This window comes from Micromonospora sp. 067-2 (assembly GCF_046549295.1).
In the GTDB taxonomy this organism is placed as follows: domain Bacteria; phylum Actinomycetota; class Actinomycetes; order Mycobacteriales; family Micromonosporaceae; genus Micromonospora.
Genome location: NZ_JAJPWB010000002.1, coordinates 395260 through 421064, shown reverse-complemented (window position 1 = coordinate 421064; position 25805 = coordinate 395260). Strand labels below are relative to the sequence as shown.

The window sequence follows — 25805 nt, the reverse complement described above, 5'->3', positions numbered from 1 at the left end:
CCCGGACTATCTCCAGGTCAACCTGGCCAGCTCGTCCTCGAACTCCTGCAGGCTGAACGTGCCGCCCTCGGATGGCATCAGCTGCAGGGCGTACGTCAGGTCGCCGACCTTCCACCGCACCGTCCAGAAGTGTCCGGCCGCACCGGTGACGGTGCCCTGGTGCGGGCCGACGGGGATGGTGGCGACAGGGGAGGACCGGTCCGCTCCGGCCGTCCGGCTCGCGCTGGCGAGCAGGTTGGAACCGTCCGGGCCGTTGTAGCCCTGGCACCAACCCTCGGAGCAGTCCGTCGGGTGCGGGGTCCACCGGGTGCCCGACGACAGGTCTGGGAGGTTGCGTTCGAAATAGATCGGTGGCGGTGTCGCGGAGGCGGCGTCGCTGAGCACCCGGTCACCGAGGGGTTTCCGCAGCGACACGACGAGGCGTACGCGGTTGCCACTGGTGGTGCAGTCGACCGCGTCCACGACGCGGGCGCTCACCTCGACGACCACCTGGGCGTCCGTCTGCTCGGTGACCGCGGCCCGCGGCTGCACGAGCTCCTTGCACCGTGCGTCGCCCGTGCCGACGTACACCGTGATGGTGGTGTCGGTGCGGGCGACCAGCGCGGCGTTCCATGGCAGCGCGGCGGGCACCTGCGGTGACGGCACCGAGGGGTGGGTCGCGGCCTGGCTGGAATCGCGGCGGCTGACGTAGATGCCGGCGACGAGCGCCACGGCGATCGCGACCGTTGCGACAGTCACCCGCCCGGCACGGCCGGCCCGACCTGCGGGTCGCGTTGCCGGCAGGTGCCCGGCTGGTACGGCCCCGACGGTGCTGGCCGTCTCTGCGGGGGAACGATCGTCGGTCGTCACAGTCGCCTCGTCATGCCGTGGAGTGCGTGGGAGCGGATCCTACGTGCCCGGTCGCTGCTCCCGCTGCCTCCGCCCCGGCTGATCACTGGGCAACGTGGCGGGGCAGGCCATGGGTGGGCCCACTAGCATCCGGATCTCGACGTGAGGAGCCCGCATGAATTCCACGGCCCAGACCCGGTTCGGCATGGTCGGCAGCGGCTGGCGAGGTGAGTTCTTCCTGCGCCTGGCCAGACTGCTGCCCGAGCGGTTCCGGGCAACCGGGGTGGTCACGCGTACCGGAGATCGTGGTGACGCGGTGACGGCCGAGTGGGGCGTGCGGACCTTCCGCACGGCGGCCGAACTGCTCGCCCATGAGCGGCCGGACCTGGTCATCGTGTCGGTGCCCTGGGCGGTGACGCCCGACGCGATCCGCGAGTTGGTCGCGGCCGGCGTGCCGGTGCTCGCCGAGACGCCCCCCGCACCTGACGTGGCGGGGCTGCGGTCGCTCTGGTCCGACGTCGGCGGCAGCGGTCTGGTGCAGGTGGCCGAGCAGTACTCGCTGATGCCCGGGCACGCGGCCCGTCTGGAGCTGGTCCGCGCAGGTGTGCTCGGCGAGCCGACCTCCGTGCAGATCTCCTCGACGCACCTGTACCACGCGGTCGCGCTGATCCGTGGTCTGCTCGGCGTCGGCCACGACGCCGCCGAGGTCAGCGCGCGGGCCTTCGTGTCGCCGCTCGCCAACCCGTTGTCGCCCGCCGGATGGAGCGGCGACGCCACCCCCCAGCAGCTCACCACCACCCTCGCGACGATCGACTTCGGCGGGCGGATGGGGCTGTACGACTTCACCGACAACCAGTGGTGGAATCCGCTGCGTACCCGCCGGTTGGTGGTGCGGGGTTCGCTCGGTGAGTTGGTGGACGACCGGGTCGTCCGCCTGGTCGACCCGACCACGCCGGTGGAATCGTCACTGGTGCGGCGGCAGACCGGCATCGACCTGAACCTCGAAGGGCTCGACCTGAAGCACATCAGCTTCGACGGCGACGTGGTCTGGCGCAATCCGTTCGCCGGCAGCGGATTGTCCGACGACGACATCGCGGTGGCCGACATCCTGGCTCGCGCGGGCGCCTGGGCACGGGAGGAAGGCCCGGCGCCCTATCCGCTGGCCGAGGCGTGTCAGGACCACCTGATCAGCCTCGCCATCGAGGATTCGGTACGCACCGGCCGCCCGGTCTTCACCGCCGAGGAGGCGTGGGCAGGTTAACCGGCACCCGCCTATCCGCCCTGTTCCCACTGTGGTCGGCGCTGCCGCGCCCCCGTCGCCGGATCCCCCGTCGGCGCGGGCCACCCGTCCTGCGGTAGCAGGATCGGCGGATAGACCTCGCCGATCCCGATCACGAACGCGACCACGTCGACGATCACGTGCGTGGTCCGTGCGGCGTAGATGGAGATGCGATCGGTGTTCCAGTTGACCGCGGACATGAAAGCGTTCGACAGGGTCTGGTTGGATCCGAAATTGATCGTCGAGAACGCCGCCGGACGCGGTATGCCGCTTGGAAAGATCTGCAGGAAGCTGGCCGCGACCGAACCGGTGACCGTCACGGTGCCGAACACGGCCTCGCTGACGAAGGCGTAGCGGGCCAGGATGACGTCGATGGTACGACCGCCGAGCAGCCGGCCAGCGCTGTCCAGGTTGCTGGTGTCCCAGTCACCGTCGGGAGTGACGATGTTGGTTCGTCCCTGGGGAGTGCGGGTGTCGACGACCCGTTGCGGTATGACCGGCACGATGCGGTTGGAGTTCGTGCTGGTGTGGATCCGGTCAGCCTGGTAAGACCTGCCGGTGGACGCCCAGATGGTGCCTGCGGTGTCCATGCCGATCGAGCCGACCTCGGCTCGACTGGAGAGCCCGTTCCCGTTGGGGGCCAGCCGCAGAGCGGGCGCGGTCAACACCTTGCCGTTCGGCTCGGTGGTCACCCTGGTGTTGGCCAGCCGGAGGGTCGCGGCGTCGGAGGAACTGCGCACCGTGGTGGCGCTGCTGCCGGCATCGTTGTCGGCACCCTTGAGGACGGGGTCACCGGGGGCGGCCTGGGCCGACGTGGCGGCGGCTGCGCCGACCACGCCGGTGCCGGCCAGCCCTGCGGCGACGGTGCCGGCGCGTTGCAGCAGCCGACGGCGGTCGACGGTGTTGTCCTGGTCATTGCTCATCCGGACCCCCCGTGGGGTATCGACAATCCTCGACACCATCGATCCTCGCCCCCTTCCCGGACGGCCACATCGACCGAACGGCCCGTGCCTTCCGCTGCCGGGCGAACGAATCCGGTTGTGTCACTCATCAGACACCTGGCAGCCGTGAATACTCCTCAGGCGTGCGGCAAGCGTCAGTCGATCTTTACCAAGGTCCGGTGGGATCTGCGGGACCGCTCGTACACGGCGCCGGACCAGCAGCTGGAGTGGCTGGAGGACGGCAACGCCCGAGGCGTGGTCGTGGGCGGCGAGCGGGTCGCGCGTGGTGCCCCCTCCGGAGACTCGGTCCGCGATCGGAGCACCGGCTACCGAACGACGAGGGCGAGCACCGCACCCGGGGTTCGCTCTCCTGGCAGGACGAGATGGGACGCCGGGGCGGGCCTCGCCTCGCTGGCGGCGCGCTTCACGCTGATGACCGCCGCCACGATGCCGCCGGCACAGATCAGCAGGGTGAGCACGGCGGCGGTGACCGCGACGACCACCACCGTCCTCGTGGAGTTCTTCGCCGGTACGGGTGGCGGCACGGTGAGCGGGTGGCCAGCGGCCGGGTAGGCGCCGCCGGAGAACGGCGGCTGTGGCCAGCGCTGGCCGGGTGATCCCGGGTAGGGCGCGCTGGCGAAGGGTTGCCTCGGCCGCTCCGGGGTCGGCTGCTGAGTGTCCTGCGGCCCGACGAGGGGCGGAGGGTGGGTCACCGTACTCCTTGGCGCTTCGGTACCTGCGGTTCGGGAACCCGCCGACGCTACCGTGCGTCGCGGATCGTCCGACCGTCACGGCGGACCCCGTCCCACGTGGCCGTCGGGTGCGGTGTGCGGCGGCGGACCGACCAGCGTGGACGGTGTCGGTGTCAGCCGATCGGAAGGACGGCGGCGGTGCGGACCAGCCCGTCGGCGACCGCGAACCGCCCGGCGATCGTGGCGGGCGGGTCGGCGACCGCTGCCGCGTCCACCCGGGCCGGTGCGATCCGAGCCGTGAACGTGCCGGCGTCTGGATTCAGCTCCAGTTGGGCGTCGTGGAAGTCGAGCCAACTCCCCACGACCGGGTACCAGACCTTGTAGACGGTCTCCTTCGCGCTGAACAGCACGACCGGCCAGGAGGTGCCGCTGGGCAGCCGGGCGCAGATCTCCTCCTCCTCGGGCAGCAGCACGAGTCGGCGTACCCCCGCGTTGATCTCGCGGTGCTGCTCGGCGTCCATGCCGAGGGACCGGACGTCGGTGGTGCGGGCCGCGGCGGCGGCGCAGTAGCCGGCGGTGTGGGTGATGCTCCCGACGATCCCGGCGGGCCAGACGGGCGCCCGGTCGGCGGCGGCCGGCACGGCCAATGGCGGTAGACCGAGGCCGGCCATCGCCCGACGGGCGCACACCCGCCCGGCGGTGAAGTCCCGCCGACGGGTCTGCACCACCCGCTCACCGAGGCACGCCTGCTCGGCGGCCAGCAACTCCCCGGTCCAGTCGCCCGGGCCGGCGACGACCACCGCCACCGTCGCGGGCAGCAGGTCACGCATGGTCGGCTACCCGTCGGTAGGGATGGACGCGATGCGAGGACATTCGGTCAACCGTCAACTTTCCGACTGTCACGAGGGGAGAAGGTACCGCAAAGATGTAACACCGGGGGTACGCGCCGCGTTCCCCCGACAGCACCGGGGGATCGATCATCAACCGCTGACCGGGGCACGGCAACCGCCAGTCCCGCGGACATCTGGAGAGGACGCGCGATGACCCATGGTGCGGAACGGCCGGGGCTACGGGTCGACGACCACGCGCCGACGACCCCCGGCTGGAGCTGCGGCTCCTGCGGCGACGAGTGGCCGTGCGCGACCAAACGCGGTCGGCTGCTCGCCGAGTACGGGGGTGACCGGGCGATGCTGAGCGTCTACCTGGGGTCCTGTCTCGCCGCCGCCACGGAGGACCTGCGCGCCGCCCCGGTGATGTCGCTCCAGGAACGCTTCATCGGCTGGCTGCCGCGCCGTTCCCGGCGCCGCTGAGGTCGCCGGTGGCCGCCCGTCGCCGGCGGCCACCGACCCGGTGTTCAGCGACGCCGGGGCCGCCGGGTCAGGGCGAAGCCGACCACGCCGGCCACCGCGGCGAGTACGCCGCCGATGCTGGTCCAGACCCAGCGCGAGCCGAGATCCGGCAACCAGTCGGCCGGTGACCCAGCTCCGTCATCGCCCTCCGAGTCCGCCGCCGGCACGGCGTCGAGCACCGCGCCGGCTCTGGTGTTCGGCACCAGAGGCGCGGCCAGCTCGCCGTCGTCGCCCGAGGCGCCCCGGTCCGCGACGACGCCGACCAGCAGGTCCACGTCGATCGGCGCGCCCAGGTCCGGTTCCGGCAGCTCCACCACGGAGAGCCGGACGACGTACGCACCGGGCAGCGGGTCGGCCGACCACGGCTCCGCCCAGGAGCGCACCTCCCGAAGGGTGCAGCCCAGCGTCACGCTCGACGCCTGCGCGTCCACCGTCGGGGTCTGCGCTCCGGCGGTGCACGCCTGCCGGCGCCGCAACCCGTCGAACACGTCGATGGTCCAGGTGGAGGCCCCACTGCGCGCCCTCGGGAAGGCGACGGTGGCGCTGATCCCGTGCACCTGGCCGGCGGTCGCCGGAAACGACCAGTAGAGGCGGTCGCCGAGCGCGGCGTCCACCCGCACCGGTTGCCCGGCGGTGATCGGAGTGGCGCTGAGGAACGACGTACCGGCCCGGGTGACCGGCGTGGCACCCGGCGAGGGGGTGGGTGCGGCGGCAGCCGCCGTCGGCAGCAGCGCGGCCCCGCCGGCGGCGAGCAGCGCCGCCAGCGACCGGAACAGTGGGGTACGCATCAGTTCTCCCTCCAGGTGGCGACCCACCAGCGGGTGAGCAGGCCGGCGATCAGGCCAGCCAGCAGGCCGACCACGGTGAGCAGAGCGAGCAGCACCCAGCCCCGGCCGAGGTCCGGCCCGTCCGGCGCGGGCGCTGCGGCGACCACGTCGACGGTGAGCTCCACCGGCATGCCGGGGGTCGCCGCGGTGCCGGGGAGCGGCGCGAAGGAGTTGCTCACCACCAGGCAGACGGTGGTGGCCTCGGCTGCCGTCGGGGTCGCCGCGGCCTCGGTGGCGTCGTCGTCGGTGCTGGCCGACCAGCGCAGCCCGGCGGAGAGCACGTCGGCCCGCCCGCTGCCGGCGTCCGCGCCACGGACCAGTTCCCGGCCGTCCGCAGCGGTGGCCCGCAGCAACACCCCGTAGTCCCGGTTCACCGGCCGGTCCAGCGCCATGCTCACCGACGCGCGCAACTCCTGCCCGTCGCGCACCGGCACCCGGTAGTACCGGTGCTCGGAGAACATCTCCCGGTCGGCGTACACGCCGGGTGCCAGCAGGGGCGCCGACTCGCAGGCGTTCGCACCGCCGACCACGGTCGGAGTCAGGGTGTGCGTGTCACTGGCACGCTCGACGAGCTGCTTGATCCGATCGGTCAGCTCCGCGGCGCTCTGCGCCGCCGTGTAGGTGCCTCCGGTCGCACCGGCTATGCAGAGCAGCTGCCGGCGGACCTTCTCGTCGGGGGCCAGGCCGAGCGTGTCGACCACCAGGCTGGTGCCCTGAGCGGCCAACTCCCGGGCCACCTCGCACGGGTCCGGCGGGGCGCACGTGTCCTCCCCGTCGGTGATCAGGACGATCCTCCGGGTGGTGGCCCCGGCGCCCAGATCCTGCGCGGCGGACCGCAGCGCCAGGCCCACCGGTGTGAACCCGGTCGGCCGCAACGTGGCCACCGCCGCCTTGGCCCGGCCCCGGTCGACCGGCCCGACCGGGACGATCTGCTGGGTGTCCTGGCAGCCGACCTTCTTGTCCTTGCCCCGGTAGGTTGCGCCGAGCACCCGGATGCCGAGTTGGGTCTCCGCCGGCAGCGCGTCCACCACCTCGCCGAACGCCTGCTGGGCGACCGAGATACGGCTGCGCCCGTCGATGTCCGCGGCCCGCATGGAGCCGCTGACGTCGAGCACCAGCTCGACCCGGGGCGGCTCGGCTACCGGTTCCTCGTCGTCGGCCGCCGCCGGAACCGGCCCGGTCAGCGCGGTGGTCGCCAGCAGCCCGAGAAGGACGGCCGCCGATCGTCTGAAGTTGATCACGGCGGCAGTGTAGTTACGTCCACTTTGGATGATCGTCCGGGTGGGCACACGACTGCGACGTCCGGTCCCGGCGAGCCTAGCGCCCCGGGCCGCTCGACAGCGGTCGCCGAACCCGCCGACGATGGCCCTCGACCGGCCCGTTCCGGGCGCTGGGTCCACGTCGGGTCACCCTCGGTCAACTGCGCGGAGGCAGGGGTCGGTCCGGCCGACATCCGTCGGAAATCTGACCCAAGTCGACCCGTTGTGCCACTGGTGCGCGGTGGTTAAGCTCTTCTTGCGCGCCCCAATCGCCCGCTTCCCCCGTGGCAGGCGATCGGGGCGCGCGTCTCTGTGCAACGGGCCCCCACGCCGAAGCGTGGGGGCCCGTTTTCGTCGCGCTGTGCGGCGCGTCGCCTGTCGAGGCTTATATCCAGCGACCGTCCAGCCACATCCGGGACAGCCAGTCCGAGTACGGCATCAGTCGGCCCACGAAGATCGGGTAGAAGTACGCGAAGCAGAGCGCCACCAGCAGCACGTACGCCCCGGCCGCGATGCTGCCCACCAACCGGCGTTCGTAGCCCGGGTCACCGGGGACCAGCGGCGCGACCTCGCCGACGTCACCCCCGGCCGGGGCGATCAGCGCGCCCAGGACGTACACCACGGCGAGCACCAGGAAGGGCAGCGCCGGGGCGGCGTAGAACGAGAACATCGTGCGGCCGTCGAGGGCGAACCAGAACCAGGGCAGCAGCCCCGCCGCCACGCTGAGCAGGATCGCGCCGGCCCGCCAGTCCCGACGAGCCACCCCGAGCCAGCCCAGCGCCACCAGGGCGGGCAGGAACGACCACCAGAGCAGCGGGGTGCCGAGCAGCAGGATCTCCGAGGCGCAGCTCGGCGCACCGCAGGCGCCGTCGCCGGTGTAGTAGAACGCCACCGGGCGGCCCAGCAGCAGCCACTGCCACGGCCACGACTGGTACTTGTGCGGATCGTCGAGGGTGGTGTGGAAGTGCAGCGCCGCGCGGTGGTACTCGAAGAGGTTGATCAGCGGACCGATCACCGGCGTGTCACTGAGCGGGGCGCTCGGGTAGGACGACGCGAGCCGGTAGTAGCCGTCGTCGGTCAGCAGCCAGCCCGACCAGGTGGCGAGGTAGGTGCCCACCATCAGCACGCCGGCCAGCACCAGCCAGGGCAACTCGTCGAGCAGGGTGTCCCGCCAGGGCCGGCGGACCCCCGCCGAGCGGCGGACGCCGACCTCCCAGAGGAGCACCAGCAGCGCGAAGGCCGGCACGAAGTACAGGGCGCTCCACTTCACCGCACACGCGCAGCCGATCAGCACCCCGGCGGCCAGCCGCCACCACGGCCAGGTGCGCCAGCCGCCCGGTGGTCGGCCGGCCCGGCCCGGTCGGCTCGGGTCGAGCCCGTCGTCCAGTGCCCGTCCCCACCGGCGGCGGCGGGCGTCCCGGTCGAGCACCAGCGCGCCGAACGCGGCCAGTACGAAGAAGAGCAGGAAGATGTCGAGCAGCGCCGCCCGGGACAGCACCAGGTGGAAGCCGTCCAGGGCGAGCAGCAGACCGGCCGCGCAGCCCAACACCGTGGAGCGGAACATCCGTCGGCCGATGCGGACCAGCAGCAGCACCGACAGGGTGCCGACCACGGCCGCGGAGAACCGCCAGCCGAACTCCGGTGCGGTGGTGAGCAGGTGCCCGGGAACGGAGACCTTCGACTCCGCGTCCTGGTAGCCGAAGGCCCACTCGCCGAGACCGATCAGCCACTTGCCCAGCGGTGGGTGCACCACGTACGACGGGGCGTTGTCCTTGTAGTTCCACTCGACGCCACGGCTGATCAGCCCGTAGGCGTCCTTGGCGTAGTACGTCTCGTCGAAGATCTTGCCCTTGGGACGGGACAGGCCGACGAAGCGCAGGATCGCCGCGATCGCCACCACCACGGCGGTGGCCAGCCACGAGAACCGGTCCAGCCGTGAATCGACGGTGGCGAACCGCCGACGGAGCACGCCGGAAACCCCGCCCCCGTCGGCGGAGGGCACCGCGGCCTCCTGATCGGGGCGGTGCTCGCCCGCCGTCACTTCGACCGTCTTTGCCGGCTCGGCGCTCGGGCTCTGCGCTGTCGACGCACTCGTCACCCGGCGATCGTAGGCTGCCAACGTGTCCTGTGGCGCCTGTCGTCCCTGATACCGGTATCCGCTGTCGATGAAGGAGACGATCTCGTGGGTGAAATGTCCGAAGCTGGGCGCCTGATCCTGCTCGGTGCCCCGCTCGGCAACCCCGCCGACGCCTCGGCCCGTTTCCGCGAGGTGCTGACCAGCGCCGACGTGGTGGCCGCCGAGGACACCCGGCGACTCACCCGACTGGCCCGCGACCTCGACATCACCGTCGGCGGTCGGATCGTCTCCTACTTCGAGGGCAACGAGGAACGCCGGACCCCCGAGCTGGTCGAGGTCATCCTCGGCGGGTACGTGGTGGCCCTGGTGACCGACGGCGGCATGCCGAGCGTCTCCGATCCCGGTTACCGGCTGGTGCGGGCCGCGTTGGACGTCGGGGCCCCGGTCGGCGTCGCTCCCGGGCCGAGCGCGGTGACCACCGCGTTGGCGGTCTCCGGGCTGCCCGTCGACCGCTTCTGCTTCGAGGGCTTCCTGCCCCGCACCCCCGGAGCCCGCCGGGCGCGGCTGCGCGCCCTCGCCGCCGAGGAGCGCACCCTGGTCTTCTTCGAGGCGCCGCACCGGGTCGGCGCTGCGCTCGCCGACCTGGCCGAGTCGTTCGGCGCGGACCGCCCGGCGGCCGTCTGCCGCGAGCTCACCAAGACCTACGAGGAGGTGCTCCGCCGCCCCCTCGGCGAGCTGGCCCGGTGGGCCGCCGAGGGCGATCCGCGTGGGGAGATCACCCTGGTGGTGGCCGGCGCGTCGGTGAGCGCCGCGGAACGGCCCGACGACGAGACCCTGCGCGCGGCGGTCGCCGAGCGGGAGACCGCCGGCCGGTCCCGCCGCGACGCCATCACCGACGTCGCCACGGAGTACGCGCTGCGCCGCCGCGACGTCTACGCGATCGTGCACAGCTGACCCCCGCTCCCGCCGAGTCCGGTGCCGCGGCGGTTCACCAGGCGGCGGCCAGGAAGCCGAGGGTGAGAAGGGCCGGCCCGGCGACCGCGACGGTCACCGCCCACCGGCGGTTCCGTCGGCCGGCCAGCCTGGTCGACCCGGTCCACCGGGCGATGCCGGCCGCGCAGGCGAGGATCACCAGCAGGCCGGGCACCCACCGCAGGTGCCGGCTCAGACCGGTGTCGGCGTACGCGGTGGCGCTGTTCGGGCCGGTCATCCGAGCTGGCAGGGCCGTCCCCGGCGCATCCTTTCCGGCGGGCACACCGCTGACCCGGATCCCGTGTGCCAGCAACCGCCCGTCGTCGGAGGCGAAGATCCCCCGGCACCGTTGGGTGAGCCCGCCGCCGGTGCAGTCGTCGATCAGCACGGTGCCGACCCGGGCGTGACCGACCGCGAGCCAGAACGGGCCGGCGCTGACCCAGGCGAAGAAGGCCACGACCAGGCTCAACAGCACGAGCGCGGTGAGCCCGGGCAGCGGGTCCGGCGGTGGGGCGGCACGGGCCGGTGCCCGGCGCCGCGCCGCGCCGGAGCTGCCGCCCCGCCGCTGCGCGGGCTCCTTCCTGATCGGGGTGCCGTCCCAGTGCACCTGCTCGATCGGCGCCCAGAAGACGCCGTCGCCGTCCGCCATCGTGTCGCCGTCGAGCGGACGGGCGCCGCGGTGGAAGCGGCTCTGCTGCCGCACCGGCACCCTGCGGGGCACGGCGTCCACCGGCGCCCCGGTGGTCGGCTCCACCTCGACGGCGCCTGCGGCGGGTTCCCCGCCGTCCGTCGACGGGTCGTCCGTGGAGCCCGACGAGGCGGGCCGGGCCGGGCTGGACGCCGGGGCGGCAGGAGTGGGCCGGTCCGGGCCGGGCGCCGGCGCGGCCGGGGTGGGGCGGGCCGGGGTTGGCGGCGGCGCGGCCGGTGCCGGACGGGCCGGGGTGGCGGTGAGCCCCGTCGCGTCGTCGCCGGGCACCGGGCGGGGCTGGGGAGCCACGGTCGCGCCCCGGGAGCCACCGGGAGTCGGTTCGTCGCCGACCGTCGGCCCGGTGGGACGGTCGCCGTGATCCCGGGCCGCTCGTCTGCCAGTCACGACGTTCATTGCACACCGGTCCACGGGGCCGACCGGGCAGCTCACCCGCGTGTCGGCGACAAATCGGACCAATGGCCGGGGTGGTCGGCCCGGTCCGTCGGCGCGGCACCCCCTATTGGTTCGCGGGCACACCGGAGAGGTCATTAGGCTTGCTGCTCATGAGTCATGTTCTCGCGGCAGTGGCCTGGCCGTACGCCAACGGGCCCCGCCACATCGGTCACGTTTCCGGTTTCGGCGTTCCCTCCGACGTCTTCGCCCGGTACATGCGGATGGCCGGCCACGACGTGCTCATGGTCTCGGGCACCGACGAGCACGGCACTCCGATCCAGGTGCAGGCCGACGCCGACGGGGTGACCCCGCGCGAGCTGGCCGACAAGTACAACCGGGTGATCGTCGAGGACCTGCACGGTCTCGGCCTCACCTACGACCTGTTCACCCGCACCACCACCCGCAACCACTACGCGGTGGTGCAGGAGCTGTTCGAGGGGATGTACCGCAACGGCTACATCGTCCCGAAGACCACCATGGGTGCCATCTCCCCGTCCACCGGGCGCACCCTGCCCGACCGCTACATCGAGGGCACCTGCCCGATCTGTGGCTACGACAGCGCCCGAGGCGACCAGTGTGACAACTGCGGCAACCAGCTCGACCCGATCGACCTGATCGACCCGAAGTCGCGGATCAACGGAGAGACTCCGAAGTTCGTCGAGACCGAGCACTTCTTCCTGGACCTGCCCGCCCTGGCCGAGGTGCTGAGGCAGTGGCTGGACACCCGGGAGGGGTGGCGGCCCAATGTGCTGCGGTTCTCCCGCAACCTGCTCGACGACCTCCAGCCCCGGGCGATCACGCGGGACCTGGAGTGGGGTGTGCCGATTCCGCTGGACGGCTGGCGCGACCGGTCGGACAAGCGGATCTACGTCTGGTTCGACGCGGTGATCGGCTACCTGTCCGCCTCCATCGAGTGGGCCCGCCGCTCCGGCGACGCGCAGGCGTGGCGGAAGTGGTGGTCCGCCGACGCGGAGGGTAAGGACTCCCGGGCGTACTACTTCATGGGCAAGGACAACATCGTCTTCCACTCGGTGATCTGGCCGGCACTGCTCTCCGGTTATTCCGGCGAGGGCTCCCGCGACGGCGAACCGGGCGAGCTGGGCCGGCTCAACCTGCCCACCGAGGTGGTCTCCAGCGAGTACCTGACCATGGAGGGGCGGAAGTTCTCCTCGTCGCGAAAGGTGGTCATCTACGTCCGGGACTTCCTCGAGCGGTACGACGCCGACGCGCTGCGCTACTTCATCGCCGCGGCCGGCCCGGAGAGCAACGACACCGACTTCACCTGGGCCGAGTTCCTCCGCCGCAACAACGACGAGTTGGTCGCCGGCTGGGGCAACCTGGTCAACCGGTCCGTCTCGTTGGCGGCGAAGAACTTCGGCGCGATCCCGCCGATCGACGCGGCCGGGCTCACCGAGGCCGACGAGGCACTGCTCGCCGTTGCTCGGGCCGGCTTCACCGGAGTCGGCGACCTCATCGGCCGGCACCGGCAGAAGCAGGCGATCGGCGAGGCCATGAGGGTGGTCGCGGAGGCGAACAAGTACCTCTCGGAGCAGGCGCCGTGGAAGCTCAAGGACGAGGCGGACAAGCCTCGGATGGGCACGATCCTGCACGTCGCCCTCCAGGTGATCAGCGACGCCAACACGCTGCTCACCCCGTTCCTGCCGCACTCCGCGCAGCAGGTGTACGAGCTGCTCGGCGGCAGCGGCGTGCACGCGCCGATGCCCGTCATCGAGCAGGTCGACGACCTGGACGGCGGGCCGGCGTATCCGGTGTTGACCGGGGACTACACCGTCGGGGCCCGGTGGGAGTCGGTGCCGCTGGAGGCGGGGCGAGCGCTGGCCACGCCGAAGCCGGTGTTCCGCAAGCTCGACCCGTCGATCGTCGACGAGGAGCTGGCCCGACTGAGTGGCTGAGCGCGGCACCGCTCGACTGCGCGCGGCCCCGGGGAATCCCCGGGGCCGCGCCTCGTATCGCCTGGCTGGCGCCGCTCGCCTGGCTGGCGCCGGGCGGCCGGTCGGCTCAGCGGCGGGCCATCGCGGGCTGGCGGATGAAGTCCAGCATCGCCTTGTTGATGTCGTCGGCGTGGGTCCACGGGATGCCGTGCGGGGCGCCCTTCATGTAGATCCAGGTGCTGGTCGGCAGCATCGGGCCCAGCCGGAGACCGGAGGACGGCGGCGGTAGCACCCTGTCCTGGTCACCCTGCATGATCAACACCGGAATGTCGATCTTCGGCAGGTCGCCCCGGAAGTCCTCCTGCCAGGAGTTCACCGAGTCGTGGGTGGCTCGGCCGGAGGCCATCACGCCGATCTGCCAGTGCGCCCGGTACGCCTCGTCGCTGACCCGCTTGCCCATGTTCTGGTCCGGGTTGAAGAAGTCGTTGCAGAACGACGTCACGTACGCGAAGCGGTCCTTGATGATGGACTGCTGGATGCCGTCGAAGACGCTCTTGTCGACACCCTCCGGGTTGTCCTTCGTCTTGAGCAGGAACGGCGCCAGCGGGCTGAGCATGACCGCCTTGCTCACCCGCTGCGAGCCGTAGCGGCCCAGGTAGCGGGTCACCTCGCCGGTGCCCATCGAGTGACCCACCAGAATCGTGTCGCGCAGGTCCAACTCGGTCATCAGCACGTCGAGGTCGGCCGCGAAGGTGTCGTAGTCGTAACCGGACGCCGGCTGGGCGGAGTTGCCGTAACCGCGCCGATCGTAGGTGATCGTCCGGTATCCGGCGTTGAGCAGCGCGTTGGTCTGCTTCTCCCAGGTCGCCCCGTTGTACGGGAAGCCGTGGATCAGCACCACCGGCTGACCGGATCCGTGGTCCTCGTAGTACAGGTCGATGGGTGCGGAGTTCTCGGTCCCCACGGTGAAGAAAGGCATGGTCGTCTCCTGACGGTTGGGCTCCGTCTGTCGCCCCGCGCATTCCCGCCCCGTCCGCAGCCATGCCGCCGACCGCCGTCACATGGTGTAGCGGGTGTCCATCACCTGGTCGTCGGTCACCTCGGCCCCCGGAGCCCAGGCCTCGTAGACGCCGCGATCGTGGCACTGCGCACCGGTAGCGAACACCCCGTCCGGATCCGGGAAGCGCAGCCGCAGCCGCAGCCAGCCAGCCTCCTCCCGCAGCACCAGGCAGGGCACGCCCCGCCACTGCGCGAACCGGAGCCGTCGGGCTACCGCCTCCACCGGGTAACGGGCCGCCCGGGTCATCGCCAGCACCCGGAACCCGCCGGGCAGGTCGGCCACCGCCTCGTACTCGCTCTCGCCGTGCACTCCCACCAGTTGGGTGGAGCGCGCGACGTCCCCGGTCGGCACGTACTCCTGATCCGGGGAGAGACCCGGCACCGCCGACAGCAGGTGCCGCCACTGCGGGCCCACCATCCGTAGCCAGCCGCGCTGCTCGGCCTGGTAGGTGTAGAGCACCACCTCCACCCCCTCCGCCGGATAGGCGAGCAGGGCGGCGTTCGCCGGCATCGGCAGGTCGGCGAAGTCCCGCGTGATGAACTCCGGGATGAGCTGGCCACTGCTCGGCACGAAGCCCGTGCCCAGCACCGGCGGACCCAGCCGGTCCCGGGGAGCCATCGCCGCCAGGCCACGGTGCGCCTCGCCCACCGGTACGTCGTAGTCACCCGGGTCGGCGGCCCGCCAGCGCAGGGCGTACGCCACGTCCAGGCCGTCCTGGCCGACCTCGCCGTCGGTACGCAGCACGGTGGTGGCACCCGGCGTGCGCAGGTGCGCCATGTCGTGCTCGCGGTAGCAGAAACCGTGCGGCAGCCACCCCCGCACGTATCCGGCGAGCTGTCGGGGGGAGAGCACCTTGACCATCCGGGTTCCCCGCCGGATCACCGCCGACCCGCGCGCCGCGATCAGCATCGGGTCGCCGGCCGCGGCCGGCTGCTGGCTGAGCTGCTGCAGCTGCGCCCAGCCTCGCTCCCGGTGCGCCGGCATCATCAGCGGCGTCTCCGGCTCGTCGGTCGGCTCCCCCGCCCCGTGCACCGCGGTCACCTCGGTGACGTGCACGAACCGGCGCCACGGCAGGGCGCTGCCCGCTCGGGGTGCCCAATCGAAGCCCTGCACCTCGTTGGCGCTGAACAACTCGTACGCGGCACCCCGGGCGATCTCCTCGGCGGGGTAGACGCCGCCGCCGTACGCCACGCGCAGCCCGGTACGTTCGCCGGCGGCGTCGCTGGCCTGGGGGCTGGCGCTCACGCCGTCACCGCCCTTCGCGTAGCGGAATGCGGGGCGTGACGTCGCCGGACCGGCCGGGTGGCGCATTCAGTGACGTTCACGCGGCGACGGTAGAGTCGCGCGGCGTAATCGAGGTGAACGTCGGGTGGCGGTCGGGTGGACAGCCCCGATGTGTGATGCTGTCGCTGATGAGCGAGCCCACTGAAACCCGCCGAGAGCGTGCCGCCCGGCGGGCCGGAGAGTTCCCGCCCGCCCCCGAGCCGCTGCCCCGGCCGGTGCTGGACAGCCACACCCACCTGGACATCACCGTCAGTGAGGCCGGCGTACCCGGCGGCGGGTCGGCCGACGACCCGGTCGCCGTGGCTATCGCCCTGGCCACCGGGGTCGGCGTGGACCGCCTGGTTCAGGTGGGTGTGGACGTCGCCTCCTCCCGGTGGGGCGCGGACACCGCCGAGCGGCACCCCGCCGTGCTCGCCACGGTGGCCCTGCACCCCAACGAGGCGCCCCGGCTGGCCGATCTCGACGAGGCGCTGCGGGAGATCGAGTCGCTCGCCGCCCGGGACCGCGTCCGGGGGATCGGCGAGACCGGAATGGACTTCTTCCGTACCGGCGAGGAGGGTCGCGCCGCGCAGGAGGCGAGCTTCCGGGCGCACATCGCGATCGCCAAGCGGTACGGCCGGGCGCTGGTCATCCACGACCGGGACGCCCACGCCGACGTGCTGCGGATCCTCGACGACGAGGGTTCTCCGGACACCGTCGTGCTGCACTGCTTCTCCGGGGACGCCGACTTCGCCCGGACCTGCGTCAGTCGCGGTTACCTGCTGAGCTTCGCCGGCACCGTCACCTTCGGCAGCGCCACCGCGCTGCGCGAGGCCGCCGCGCTCACCCCCGTGGACCAACTGCTGGTCGAGACCGACGCCCCCTATCTCACCCCCACGCCACACCGGGGTCGGCCGAACGCGTCGTACCTGATCCCGCTCACCGTTCGCTCCCTCGCCGCGACCACCGGCACCGACCTCGACGAGCTGTGCGCGGCCATCTCCGCCAACGGCGACCGGGTCTTCGGCCCGTGGTGAGCCCGACCCGACGGTCGGTGCCGACGCCGCCGCTACGCTGCCAGCCATGACCGGTCTCCTCGGCCCGGCGGAGATCCGGGAACTGGCCGCCCGGCTGGGCGTCGCGCCCACCAAGAAGCTGGGCCAGAACTTCGTGCACGACCCGAACACCGTGCGCCGGATCGTCACCGCCGCCGGCCTCACCCCGGACGACGTGGCCCTGGAGGTCGGTCCCGGGCTCGGCTCGTTGACCCTGGGGCTGTTGCCGGTGGCGGGGCACGTGCACGCCGTGGAGATCGACCCGGTGCTCGCCGGCGCGTTGCCGGAAACCGCCGCCCGACACGCCGGGCCGGACGCCGGTCGGCTCACCGTGCACCGTGCCGACGCGCTGCGCATCGACGCCGCCGAGTTGGCCGACCCGCCGCCGACCGCACTGGTGGCGAACCTGCCCTACAACGTGGCCGTGCCGGTGGTGCTGCACCTGCTCGCCGAGCTGCCCAGCCTGCGGCACGGCCTGGTGATGGTGCAGAAGGAGGTCGCCGACCGGCTGGTCGCCGGTCCCGGCTCCAAGGTGTACGGCATCCCGTCGGTCAAGCTCGCCTGGTACGCCCAGGCCCGGAGTGCCGGTCGGGTTCCGCCCAACGTGTTCTGGCCGGTGCCCAACGTCGACTCGGGTCTGGTCGCCTTCACCTGCCGCGAACCACCCCGTGCCGACGTACCCCGGAAGGCGGTTTTCGCCGTGGTGGACGCGGCCTTCGCGCAGCGTCGCAAGACCCTGCGCGCCGCGCTGGCCGGCTGGGCCGGCGGCGCGGACCGGGCCGCCGCCGCGCTCACCGCGGCCGGCGTCGACCCCGGCGCCCGGGGAGAGTCGCTGACCGTCGAGCAGTTCGCCGCCATCGCCGCGTCGGCTCCGGCCGGTACGCCGACCGCGAAGTAGGCTGACGCCGTGCCCGCCGAGGAGCTGATCGTGACCGAGCCGTTCGACATCCGCCTGCACGTTTGGGACATCACGCCGTGACCGAGGCCTGGCGAGGCGACGAGGACGAGCGTCTGGCGGTCAGTGGCCCGGTCAGGGTTCGGGTGCCCGCGAAGGTCAACCTGCACCTCGGGGTGGGCCCGCTGCGCCGCGACGGCTATCACGAGCTGAACACCGTCTACCACGCCATCTCCGTCCACGACGAGTTGACCGCCCGTCGGGGTGACACGCTCGCGCTGACCATGGAGGGCGAGGGCACCGGCGAGCTGGCGCTGGACGACACCAACCTGGTGATCCGCGCCGCGCACGCCCTCGCCGGGTACGCCGGGGTGCAGCCGCACGCCCGGCTGCACCTCCGCAAGCAGATCCCGCTCGCCGGCGGGCTGGCCGGCGGCAGCGCCGACGCGGCCGCCGCGCTGGTGGCCTGCGACGCGTTGTGGGGCACCGGGCTGTCCCGTGACGAGCTGGCCGAAATAGCCGCCGATCTGGGTTCCGACGTGCCGTTCCTGATCTACGGCGGCACCGCGCTGGGCACCGGCCGCGGCGAGGCGATCAGCCCCGTGCTGGCCCGCCCCACCTCGTGGCACTGGGTGGTGGCCATCGCCGACGTCGGTCTGTCGACCCCGGCCGCGTACCGCGAGTTGGACCGGCTGCGCGACTCCGGTGCGGCCGGCGCCCCGCTGGGCAGCACGGACGCGCTGCTGGGCGCGCTGCGTCAGCGCGACCCGCGGGTGCTCGCCCGTACGCTCGGCAACGACCTCCAGGACGCCGCGTTGGCCATGCGCCCGGCGCTGGCCGACACCCTCAAGGCCGGCGAGGCGGCCGGTGCGCTCGCCGGCGTCGTCTCCGGCTCCGGCCCGACCTGCGTCTTCCTCGCCGCCGACGCCGCCGACGCCGAGCGGATCGCCGGCGAGTTGGAAGCGGCCGGCGTCTGCCGGGAGGCGCGGGTCGCGCACGGCCCCGTGGCTGGCGCCCGCATCGTCTGAAACCCGCTGTCCAGGATCTCGAGTGGATCATGCGGTACGGGTGGGCCGGCGCGGGTTGGTTGGCCGCCGCGGCGGCCGGGCGGCGCGCCCGCGTACCCTTGGGAAAGGCGTCCAGGTGCCCGCCGGCACCGGGACGCCTTGATCATGGAGGGTGGGAGTGTGGCCAACATCGTCAATCTGGACCGGGTGTCCAAGGGGTACGGCGCCGCCGGGCGGCTACTCACGGACGTCTCGCTCGGTCTGGACGACACCGACCGGATCGGCGTGGTCGGCCTGAACGGTGCCGGCAAGTCCACCCTGCTACGGCTGCTCACCAAGCAGGAGGAGCCCGACGACGGCCGGGCCACCCACCGTCGTGACCTGCGGGTGCTCTGGCTGCCGCAGCAGCTCACCCTCGCCCCCGACGCCACCGTCCGGGACGTCGTGCTCGGCACCGCCTGGCTCCGCGAGGGCATGGGCGCCGAGCACGAGTGGGCCGGCGACGCCGGGGTTCGCGCCATCCTCGACGGCCTCGGCATGCCGCACCTCGGCCTCGACCAGCCGGTCGGCCCGATGTCCGGTGGCGAACGGCGCCGAGTGGCGCTCGCCGCGCTGCTCGTCCGCGACTCCGACCTGCTGATCCTCGACGAGCCCACCAACCACCTCGACGTCGGCGGCGTCGACTGGCTGGCCCGGCACCTGGTCGGCCGCAGGGGTGCCCTGGTCGTGGTCACCCACGACCGGTGGTTCCTGGACGCGGTCTGCACCACCACCTGGGAGGTCGCCGACCAGACCGTCCGCGCGTACGAGGGAGGCTTCGCCGCCTGGACCCTCGCCCGCGTCGAGCGCGAACGCGTCGCGGCCGCCACCGAGGCCCGCCGGCAGAACCTGCTCCGCAAGGAGATCGCCTGGCTGCGCCGTGGCCCGCCCGCCCGCACCTCCAAGCCCCAGTTCCGTATCGACGCCGCGAACGCGTTGATCGCCGACGTGCCGCCGGCCCGCGACACCATGTCGCTGCAGCGGATGGCCACCTCCCGGCTCGGCAAGCAGGTGTACGACCTGGAGAACGTCGAGCTGCTCGCCGGCCCCAAGGAGATCCTGCGCGACGTCACCTGGCAGGTCGGCCCCGGCGATCGGATCGCCATCCTCGGCGCCAACGGTGCCGGCAAGACGACGCTGCTGCGGATGCTCGCCGGCATCACCCGCCCCGACGGCGGCCGGCTCGGCACCGGCTCCACCGTGCGGCCGGCGTTCCTGTCCCAGGAGCTCACCGAGCTGCCCGGTCATTTGCGGGTGCTCGAAGCCGTGGAAGAGGTCGCCCGTCGGGTCCAGCTCGGCGACCGGGAGGTCTCGGCCGCCCAGCTCGCCGAGGTCTTCGGCTTCGACGACCGCCGACTCTGGACCCCGGTCAGCGACCTCTCCGGTGGGGAACGCCGCCGGCTGCAGATGCTGCGGCTGCTCGCCGGCGAGCCCAACGTGCTGCTCTTCGACGAGCCCACCAACGACCTGGACACGGACACCCTGGCGTCCCTGGAGGACCTGCTCGACTCCTGGCCCGGCACGATCATCGTGGCAAGCCACGACCGCTATCTGATCGAACGGGTCACCGAGTCGGCGTACGGCATGTTCGGCGACGGTCGGCTGGTGCACCTGCCCGGCGGCGTCGACGAGTATCTTGCCCGCACCGCGGAGCGGGCCGGCTCGGCCCGCGTCGGCCCCGCCTCGGTCTCCGCGCCCACCGGCCCCTCCGCCGGTGGCATGTCCGCCGCCGAGGTCCGGCAGGCCCGCAAGGAGCTGAGCCGGCTGGAACGGCAGCTCAGCAAGCTCGACCAGCGCGAGACCACGCTGCTCGACCAGCTCGCCGCGGACGCCACCGACTACGCCCGGGTCGCCGAGTTGGACACCCAGCTCAAGGATCTGCGCGCCGAGCGTGAGCGGATCGAGGAGACGTGGATGGCCCTCGCCGAGGATCTGCCCGAGAGCTGACCAGGCAGGCTCGCCCGGCCGGGGGCCGTGTGCGGCGTCACACCGCCACATGCGGGACAATCGTCGACGACACCTCACCCCACGGCGTTGGAGACTCGACATGGCCCACACCCCCGTCAACCATCCCGCGCGGCCGATCTACCGGGCGATCGGCGGGCTGACCGGTCTGTACCTGGTGGTCTTCGGTGTGCTCGGCATTCTCGAGAGCGCGGGTGACGACATCCTCGCCCAGGACGGCACGCGGGTCCTCGGTCAGGGCACCAACCTCGGCTTCGCGCTGTTCAGCGTGCTGGTCGGGCTCGTCGTGCTGGCCGGCACCGTGCTCGGCCGCAACATCGACGTGGCGATCAACCAGTGGCTGGCGTACGCCCTGATGGTGGTCAGCCTGGCCGGTCTGGCGTTCATCCGCACGGATGCCAACATCTTCAACTTCAGCATCGCCACCGTGATCGTGGTGATGACGGCCGCCCTCGTCCTGCTCATGGTCGGCATGTACGGCAAGGTCGGCTCGGACGAGGAGTCGGAGGCCTGGCACAAGGCTCGCCTGGTGCTCTGAGTCCTTCGGTTGCGGTGTGGTTTTCGCCGGAGCCCGAGCTGCTCCGGACGGTCGGGCTTGATTCCTGCGCAGCTCGGGCTCCGGCGAGAACCTGACTCGGTCCCGCCGTCGGCGGACCCTTCCGGCTTCGTGGTTTCCCGGACAGTCGCGGCTGCCTCAGGTGACAATCCTCCTGAAATGGTCTTTCTCGGGTGGACGGGGAATCAGGGGTATGCCGCACTTTCCGGTCAACCATCCGGCACGGCCGCTCTACCGGGTTCTCTCCGGCCTGATCGGCGTCTACATCCTGGTCTTCGGCGTCTGGGGCGTGGTCGAGACGATCGGCAACCCGCTGTTCGACCGGGGCAGCCACTGGGCCCTCGGGCTGCGCACCAACCTGGGCTTCTCACTCGCCTCGGTGATCTTCGGAGTCGTCCTGATCATCGGGGCGTCCCGGCGCAGCAATCTCGGCCACTACATGAACCTCACCGCCGGCGTGGTCTTCCTGGTGACCAGCATCCTGATGATGTCCGTGCTGCAGACCGGGGCGAACTTCCTGAACTTCTCGATGTCGACCGTGGTCGTGTCGATGCTGTTCGGCCTGATCCTGCTCGGCACCGGCCTGTACGACAAGGTCGGCCCCGACGAGCACGCCGAGGAGGAACGGCGCAACCGCAGCCACCCGGTGGCCGAGGCGCACCGTCGTTGACGGGCGTCAGCGGCGGCGGGAGGTGATCAGCGTGGGCTTCGCCTCCAGATGCGACAACCCGTTCCAGGCGAGGTTGACCAGGTGCGCCGCCACCGTCTCCTTGCGCGGTTTGCGCACCTCCAGCCACCAGCGGCCGGTCAACGCCACCATGCCCACCAGGGACTGTGAGTACAGCTCGGCGAGCTTCGGGTCGTACCCGCGGCTCTTGAACTCGGCGCCCAGGATGTGTTCGACCTGGTGCGCCACGTCGTTCATCACGCTGCTGAAGTTGCCCGTCGCGGACATCAGCGGTGACTCGCGGACCAGCACCCGGAAGCCGCTGGTCTCCTCCTCGATGTAGCCCAGCAGGGCCATCGCCGCCTGCTCCAGAAGCTCCCGGGGGTGCCCGGCGGTCAACGCAGTGGTGATCCGGTCCAGGAGAGCCAGGACCTCCCGGTCCACCACCACCGCGTAGAGCCCCTCCTTGCCGCCGAAGTGCTCGTAGACCACCGGCTTGGAGACCTTGGCACGGGCCGCCACCTCCTCGATGGAGGTGGCGTCGAAACCACGCTCGGCGAACAGTTGCCGACCGATCGCGATCAACTGCTCTCGCCGCTGGGCCGCGGACATGCGGACCCGGGAGGTGGGTTTGGGTTTGGACGCCGGGGCTGGAACGGCACGCGGAGCGCCGTCGCCGTCAGTCATCTCGGGCATGTCGCCGCCTTGCTGGCGCTCGGTGACGCCCTGCCGTTGGATGGTGCCTCCGCTGTGCCCGTTCACGTCGTCGCCTCACTGGCCGGCGGGCGGTCCGACCGCCCGGCCCCGCCGTCCGACCGTACCCGGATCGGGCCCGGCTCCCCGTCTGCCGAGCCGTCCGGTTGCCCGGGTCGCTCGGTCACCCGGCCATCCTGCCAGGCGGCTTCCCGGAGCACTGCCCGCTTTTCAGCGGGGTGCGACCGGCTTCACCAGCTTGGCGGCGAGGCGATCCGGCTTCGGCCAGCGGACCTGCGACGCCGCGCCGAACTTCTCGAACAGCCAGATCACCCGGGCGGAGATGTCCACCTGACCGCGCAGCACCCCGTGCCGGGCGCTGGTCGGGTCGGCGTGGTGCAGGTTGTGCCAGCTCTCGCCGAACGACAGGATCGCCAGCGGCCAGAAGTTCGACGCCCGGTCGCCCTGGCGCATGGCGAACGGGCGCTCGCCGTAGACGTGGCAGACCGAGTTGATCGCCCAGGTGACGTGGTGCAGCAGGCCGATCCGGACCAGCCCGGCCCAGAAGAACGCGGTCAGGGCGCCCTGCCAGGACCAGGTCACCAGACCGCCGATCAGTGCCGGGCCGAGCAGTGAGATGGCCACCAGCATCGGAAAGAGCTTGTCCACTCTGCTGATGTCGCGGTCGGCGAGCAGGTCCGGGGCGAACCGCGCCCGGTTGGACAGTTCCCGGCGGAACAGCCAGCCGACGTGCGCGTGGAACAGGCCGCGGGTCAGCGCCCAGAAACTGGTGCCGAAGCGCCACGGCGAGTGCGGGTCGCCCTCCAGGTCGGAGAAGGCGTGGTGCCGCCGGTGGTCGGCCACCCACTGGATGATCTCGCCCTGCACCGCCAGCGAACCCGCGACCGCCAACGTCACCCGCAGCCAACGCTTGGCCTTGAACGAGCCGTGCGTGAAGTAGCGGTGGAAGCCGACCGTGATGCCGAGCCCGGAGACCACGTACCAGACCAGGCCGATGACCACGTCGCTCCACCCGAGCCAACCGCCCCAGGCCAGCGGGACGGCGACCAGCAGGGCGACGAAGGGGATCACCACGAAGGCCCAGAGGGCGGCCAGGATCCCGGAGGACTGACTGCCGTCGGTGAGCGGTTTCGGCCCGGGGCCGGCGGTGTCGGGTTCGAGCAGGGCGGTGGACATGGCACCTCGCAGAGGGGGAGAAAACGATCACGAAGCTACGCCTACGTCACCGTAACTTACGGCACCGTAGATCGCACGCGGAAGTTCCCGAACGGCGTCGTCAGCCGCGCTGGAACGCAGGTCAAGCCCCAGACAGGTCACCTCTTGGCGGGGCGGCCGTCGCACGAGTCGCTCGCTAGGGATCCCACCGTGGCTCCGCGATCGTGCTCGATCGTGAATGTAGTGGTGACGCCTTTCTTTCGAGGCCACTACATCCACGATCCAGCGCGATCTTCAGCAGGCCCAGCACTTCTGGGCCCCGGGGTCGTCGCCTCGGCGGGCCGCCGTCGTCCGGGCGTGCGAACTGAGCGCTGGCGGCTGGCAGGCGGGACGCTAAGGTGTAGCGGCGGGATGTTCATCCCTCACGCGATGTGCGCTGCCGCACGTCGTCGATCGGCCGTGGTGTAATTGGCAACACCCGGGTCTTTGGTACCCGTATTTCAGGTTCGAACCCTGGCGGCCGAGCTGTTCACCTACGTCCGTTTCAGGACCTGGTGGGGGTAAGACGGGAACGTGCCCGGCACCGCGGTTAGCATGGCCGCGAGAGTGTCCGCCGTTTCCGACGGGAGCCACGTCGTGCCCCAGCCCCACCTCCGTACCGTCGTCGTACTTGCCGCGGGCGAGGGAAAGCGGATGAAGTCGGCGCTGCCCAAGGTGCTGCATCCCCTGCTCGGTCGGACTCTGCTCGGCCACGTGCTGAGCGCGGCCGCGCCGCTGGCCGCGGCGCGCACCGTCGTTGTGGTGGGACACGGCGCGGACCAGGTCCGGGAGCACCTCACCGAGGTCGCCCCGGATGCCACACCGGTGCTCCAGGCCGAGCAGCTCGGCACGGGCCACGCCGTCCGGATCGCGCTGGAGGCCGTGCCGGACGGCGCCGGCACGGTCGTGGTGATCAACGGAGACGTCCCGCTGCTGCGCCCGGAGACGGTGGGTGCGCTGGTCACCGCGCACGAGGAGGCCGCGGCGGCGGCCACCGTGCTGGCCGCCGAGGTGCCCGACCCGACCGGCCTCGGGCGGATCGTCCGGGACACCGACGGCCGGCTCGAACAGATCGTCGAGGAGCGCGACGCCGACGCCACGCAGCGCGCGATCCGGGAGATCAACGCCGGCATCTACGCCTTCGACGCGGTGCGGCTGCGTGCGGCGCTGGGCAAGCTCTCCACCGACAACGACCAGGGCGAGGAGTACCTGACCGACGTCTTCGGGCTGCTCCGCTCCGCTGGCGAGCCGGTCGCGGTGCACGTGGCCGTCGACCATGTGGAGACGTTGGGCTGCAACGACCGGGTGGAACTGGCGACGCTGCGCCACCTGCTGCGCGACCGGGTCAACGAGGCGTGGATGCGTACCGGCGTGAGCCTCCTGGACCCGGCGACCACCTGGATCGACGTGACGGTGGCGCTGGACCGCGACGCGATCGTCGACCAGAACACCCAACTGCGAGGCGGGACCGTGGTCGGCGCCGGTGCGCTGATCGGGCCGGACGTCACGCTGGTCGACACGATCGTCGGCCCCGACGCGTCGGTGGTCCGCAGCCACGCGGTGGGCGCCGAGGTGGGCGCGGGCGCCAGCGTCGGGCCGTACGCGTACCTGCGGCCCGCCGCGCGGCTGGCCGAGAGAGCGAAGGTCGGCACGTTCGTCGAGGTGAAGAACTCGCAGATCGGTGCCGGCTCGAAGGTGCCACACCTGACGTACGTGGGTGACGCGACGATCGGCGAGCAGAGCAACATCGGCGCGGCGTCGGTCTTCGTGAACTACGACGGGGTCAACAAGCACCGCACGGTCATCGGCAGCCACGCCCGGACCGGAGCGGACAACATGTTCGTGGCACCCGTCGAGGTGGGCGACGGCGCGTACACGGCGGCCGGCTCGGTGATCGTGGACGACGTGCCGGCGGGCGCGATGGGCGTCGCCCGGGCACGCCAGCGCAACATCGAGGGCTGGGTGGTGAAGCGGCGGGCCGGCACGGCCGCGGCGGAGGCCGCGCAGCGGGCCCACGGCACCGAGGGCGCCGCGGGCGCCACGGCAAGCCACAGTGAGGCAATGCACGGGCAGGCCGAGACGGTGGGCGGTGCGTCCGGCACGGGAGATACTGCAACCGAATAGTCCCCGACC

23 protein-coding genes and 1 tRNA gene are annotated in these 25805 nt (G+C 72.0%); 12 read left to right on the top strand and 12 right to left on the bottom strand.

Translation table 11 applies throughout. From position 1 onward, the window contains the following. Positions 1–6: 6 nt before the first annotated feature. Positions 7–849, bottom strand: coding sequence for a hypothetical protein (locus ACLJN9_RS05540; RefSeq protein ID WP_410809981.1), 843 nt, complete (start codon positions 847–849; stop codon positions 7–9). A gap of 154 nt (positions 850–1003) precedes the next feature. On the opposite strand from ACLJN9_RS05540, the gene ACLJN9_RS05535 reads away from it, so the two are divergent. Next, positions 1004–2089 (top strand): Gfo/Idh/MocA family protein, encoded by a 1086-nt coding sequence (locus ACLJN9_RS05535; protein ID WP_410809980.1) that lies wholly within the window; start codon positions 1004–1006, stop codon positions 2087–2089. An 11-nt stretch (positions 2090–2100) separates the two neighbouring features. Here ACLJN9_RS05535 and ACLJN9_RS05530 read toward each other — a convergent pair whose 3' ends face one another. From ACLJN9_RS05530 to ACLJN9_RS05520, 3 genes are all read right to left on the bottom strand, one after another. Continuing rightward, positions 2101–3030: a hypothetical protein gene (locus ACLJN9_RS05530; RefSeq protein WP_410809979.1), complete on the bottom strand. Its 930-nt coding sequence runs from the start codon at positions 3028–3030 to the stop codon at positions 2101–2103. Between the two features lie 344 nt (positions 3031–3374). Beyond that, positions 3375–3761, bottom strand: coding sequence for a hypothetical protein (locus tag ACLJN9_RS05525; RefSeq protein ID WP_410809978.1), 387 nt, complete (start codon positions 3759–3761; stop codon positions 3375–3377). Between the two features lie 152 nt (positions 3762–3913). Continuing rightward, a complete protein-coding gene (locus ACLJN9_RS05520) occupies positions 3914–4570 on the bottom strand; it encodes a 4'-phosphopantetheinyl transferase family protein (protein WP_410809977.1) in 657 nt (218 codons plus the stop codon). Between the two features lie 210 nt (positions 4571–4780). Here ACLJN9_RS05520 and ACLJN9_RS05515 point away from each other — a divergent pair, with 210 nt between their 5' ends. Continuing rightward, positions 4781–5050 (top strand): hypothetical protein, encoded by a 270-nt coding sequence (locus ACLJN9_RS05515; protein WP_410809976.1) that lies wholly within the window; start codon positions 4781–4783, stop codon positions 5048–5050. A 44-nt stretch (positions 5051–5094) separates the two neighbouring features. Here the strand turns inward: ACLJN9_RS05515 and ACLJN9_RS05510 are convergent, their stop codons facing one another. The 3 genes from ACLJN9_RS05510 to ACLJN9_RS05500 form a co-directional block, all read right to left on the bottom strand. After that, positions 5095–5877 carry a peptidase gene (locus ACLJN9_RS05510; protein ID WP_410809975.1) on the bottom strand — a complete coding sequence of 261 codons (783 nt, stop codon included), beginning with the start codon at positions 5875–5877 and terminating at the stop codon, positions 5095–5097. Beyond that, positions 5877–7157: a VWA domain-containing protein gene (locus ACLJN9_RS05505; RefSeq protein WP_410809974.1), complete on the bottom strand. Its 1281-nt coding sequence runs from the start codon at positions 7155–7157 to the stop codon at positions 5877–5879. The genes ACLJN9_RS05510 and ACLJN9_RS05505 overlap by 1 nt, the downstream gene beginning before the upstream one ends. Positions 7158–7560: 403 nt before the next feature. After that, a complete protein-coding gene (locus ACLJN9_RS05500; RefSeq protein WP_410809973.1) occupies positions 7561–9273 on the bottom strand; it encodes a dolichyl-phosphate-mannose--protein mannosyltransferase in 1713 nt (570 codons plus the stop codon). A 93-nt stretch (positions 9274–9366) separates the two neighbouring features. Between ACLJN9_RS05500 and rsmI the strand changes: the two genes are divergently transcribed. Further along, positions 9367–10206, top strand: a complete 840-nt coding sequence (rsmI, locus tag ACLJN9_RS05495; RefSeq protein ID WP_410809972.1) for a 16S rRNA (cytidine(1402)-2'-O)-methyltransferase — start codon at positions 9367–9369, stop codon at positions 10204–10206. A 34-nt stretch (positions 10207–10240) separates the two neighbouring features. On the opposite strand, the gene ACLJN9_RS05490 is transcribed toward rsmI, so the two are convergent. After that, entirely contained in the window at positions 10241–11317 is a 1077-nt protein-coding gene (locus ACLJN9_RS05490) for a hypothetical protein (protein WP_410809971.1), read from the bottom strand. Positions 11318–11475: 158 nt separating this feature from the next. Here ACLJN9_RS05490 and metG point away from each other — a divergent pair, with 158 nt between their 5' ends. After that, complete coding sequence (gene metG / locus ACLJN9_RS05485; protein WP_410809970.1) at positions 11476–13278, top strand: methionine--tRNA ligase; 1803 nt, start codon at positions 11476–11478, stop codon at positions 13276–13278. A 106-nt stretch (positions 13279–13384) separates the two neighbouring features. Here the strand turns inward: metG and ACLJN9_RS05480 are convergent, their stop codons facing one another. Both ACLJN9_RS05480 and ACLJN9_RS05475 read right to left on the bottom strand, forming a co-directional pair. Further along, positions 13385–14236 (bottom strand): alpha/beta fold hydrolase, encoded by an 852-nt coding sequence (locus ACLJN9_RS05480; RefSeq protein WP_410809969.1) that lies wholly within the window; start codon positions 14234–14236, stop codon positions 13385–13387. A 78-nt stretch (positions 14237–14314) separates the two neighbouring features. Beyond that, on the bottom strand, positions 14315–15562 hold the full coding sequence (locus ACLJN9_RS05475) for a hypothetical protein (protein WP_410809968.1): 1248 nt from the start codon (positions 15560–15562) through the stop codon (positions 14315–14317). A 155-nt stretch (positions 15563–15717) separates the two neighbouring features. On the opposite strand from ACLJN9_RS05475, the gene ACLJN9_RS05470 reads away from it, so the two are divergent. From ACLJN9_RS05470 to ACLJN9_RS05445, 6 genes are all read left to right on the top strand, one after another. Next, entirely contained in the window at positions 15718–16617 is a 900-nt protein-coding gene (locus ACLJN9_RS05470; protein WP_410810205.1) for a TatD family hydrolase, read from the top strand. A gap of 46 nt (positions 16618–16663) precedes the next feature. Next, positions 16664–17533, top strand: coding sequence for a 16S rRNA (adenine(1518)-N(6)/adenine(1519)-N(6))-dimethyltransferase RsmA (gene rsmA / locus ACLJN9_RS05465; protein ID WP_410809967.1), 870 nt, complete (start codon positions 16664–16666; stop codon positions 17531–17533). Between the two features lie 77 nt (positions 17534–17610). After that, on the top strand, positions 17611–18558 hold the full coding sequence (locus ACLJN9_RS05460) for a 4-(cytidine 5'-diphospho)-2-C-methyl-D-erythritol kinase (protein ID WP_410809966.1): 948 nt from the start codon (positions 17611–17613) through the stop codon (positions 18556–18558). Positions 18559–18717: 159 nt separating this feature from the next. After that, positions 18718–20523, top strand: coding sequence for an ABC-F family ATP-binding cassette domain-containing protein (locus ACLJN9_RS05455; protein ID WP_410809965.1), 1806 nt, complete (start codon positions 18718–18720; stop codon positions 20521–20523). A 100-nt stretch (positions 20524–20623) separates the two neighbouring features. Then, positions 20624–21079, top strand: a complete 456-nt coding sequence (locus ACLJN9_RS05450) for a DUF4383 domain-containing protein (RefSeq protein ID WP_410809964.1) — start codon at positions 20624–20626, stop codon at positions 21077–21079. 211 nt (positions 21080–21290) lie between these two features. After that, on the top strand, positions 21291–21767 hold the full coding sequence (locus tag ACLJN9_RS05445) for a DUF4383 domain-containing protein (RefSeq protein WP_410809963.1): 477 nt from the start codon (positions 21291–21293) through the stop codon (positions 21765–21767). 6 nt (positions 21768–21773) lie between these two features. On the opposite strand, the gene ACLJN9_RS05440 is transcribed toward ACLJN9_RS05445, so the two are convergent. Continuing rightward, positions 21774–22451 carry a TetR family transcriptional regulator gene (locus tag ACLJN9_RS05440; protein ID WP_410810204.1) on the bottom strand — a complete coding sequence of 226 codons (678 nt, stop codon included), beginning with the start codon at positions 22449–22451 and terminating at the stop codon, positions 21774–21776. Between the two features lie 237 nt (positions 22452–22688). Then, the gene (locus tag ACLJN9_RS05435; protein WP_410809962.1) at positions 22689–23654 is read right to left on the bottom strand and encodes an acyl-CoA desaturase; all 966 of its coding nucleotides are present in this window, start codon (positions 23652–23654) and stop codon (positions 22689–22691) included. A gap of 432 nt (positions 23655–24086) precedes the next feature. Here ACLJN9_RS05435 and ACLJN9_RS05430 point away from each other — a divergent pair. After that, positions 24087–24158: transfer RNA gene (locus ACLJN9_RS05430), tRNA-Gln, on the top strand. 69 nt (positions 24159–24227) lie between these two features. Continuing rightward, positions 24228–25796 (top strand): bifunctional UDP-N-acetylglucosamine diphosphorylase/glucosamine-1-phosphate N-acetyltransferase GlmU, encoded by a 1569-nt coding sequence (gene glmU, locus ACLJN9_RS05425; RefSeq protein ID WP_410809961.1) that lies wholly within the window; start codon positions 24228–24230, stop codon positions 25794–25796. The last annotated feature ends 9 nt before the right edge of the window (positions 25797–25805 follow it).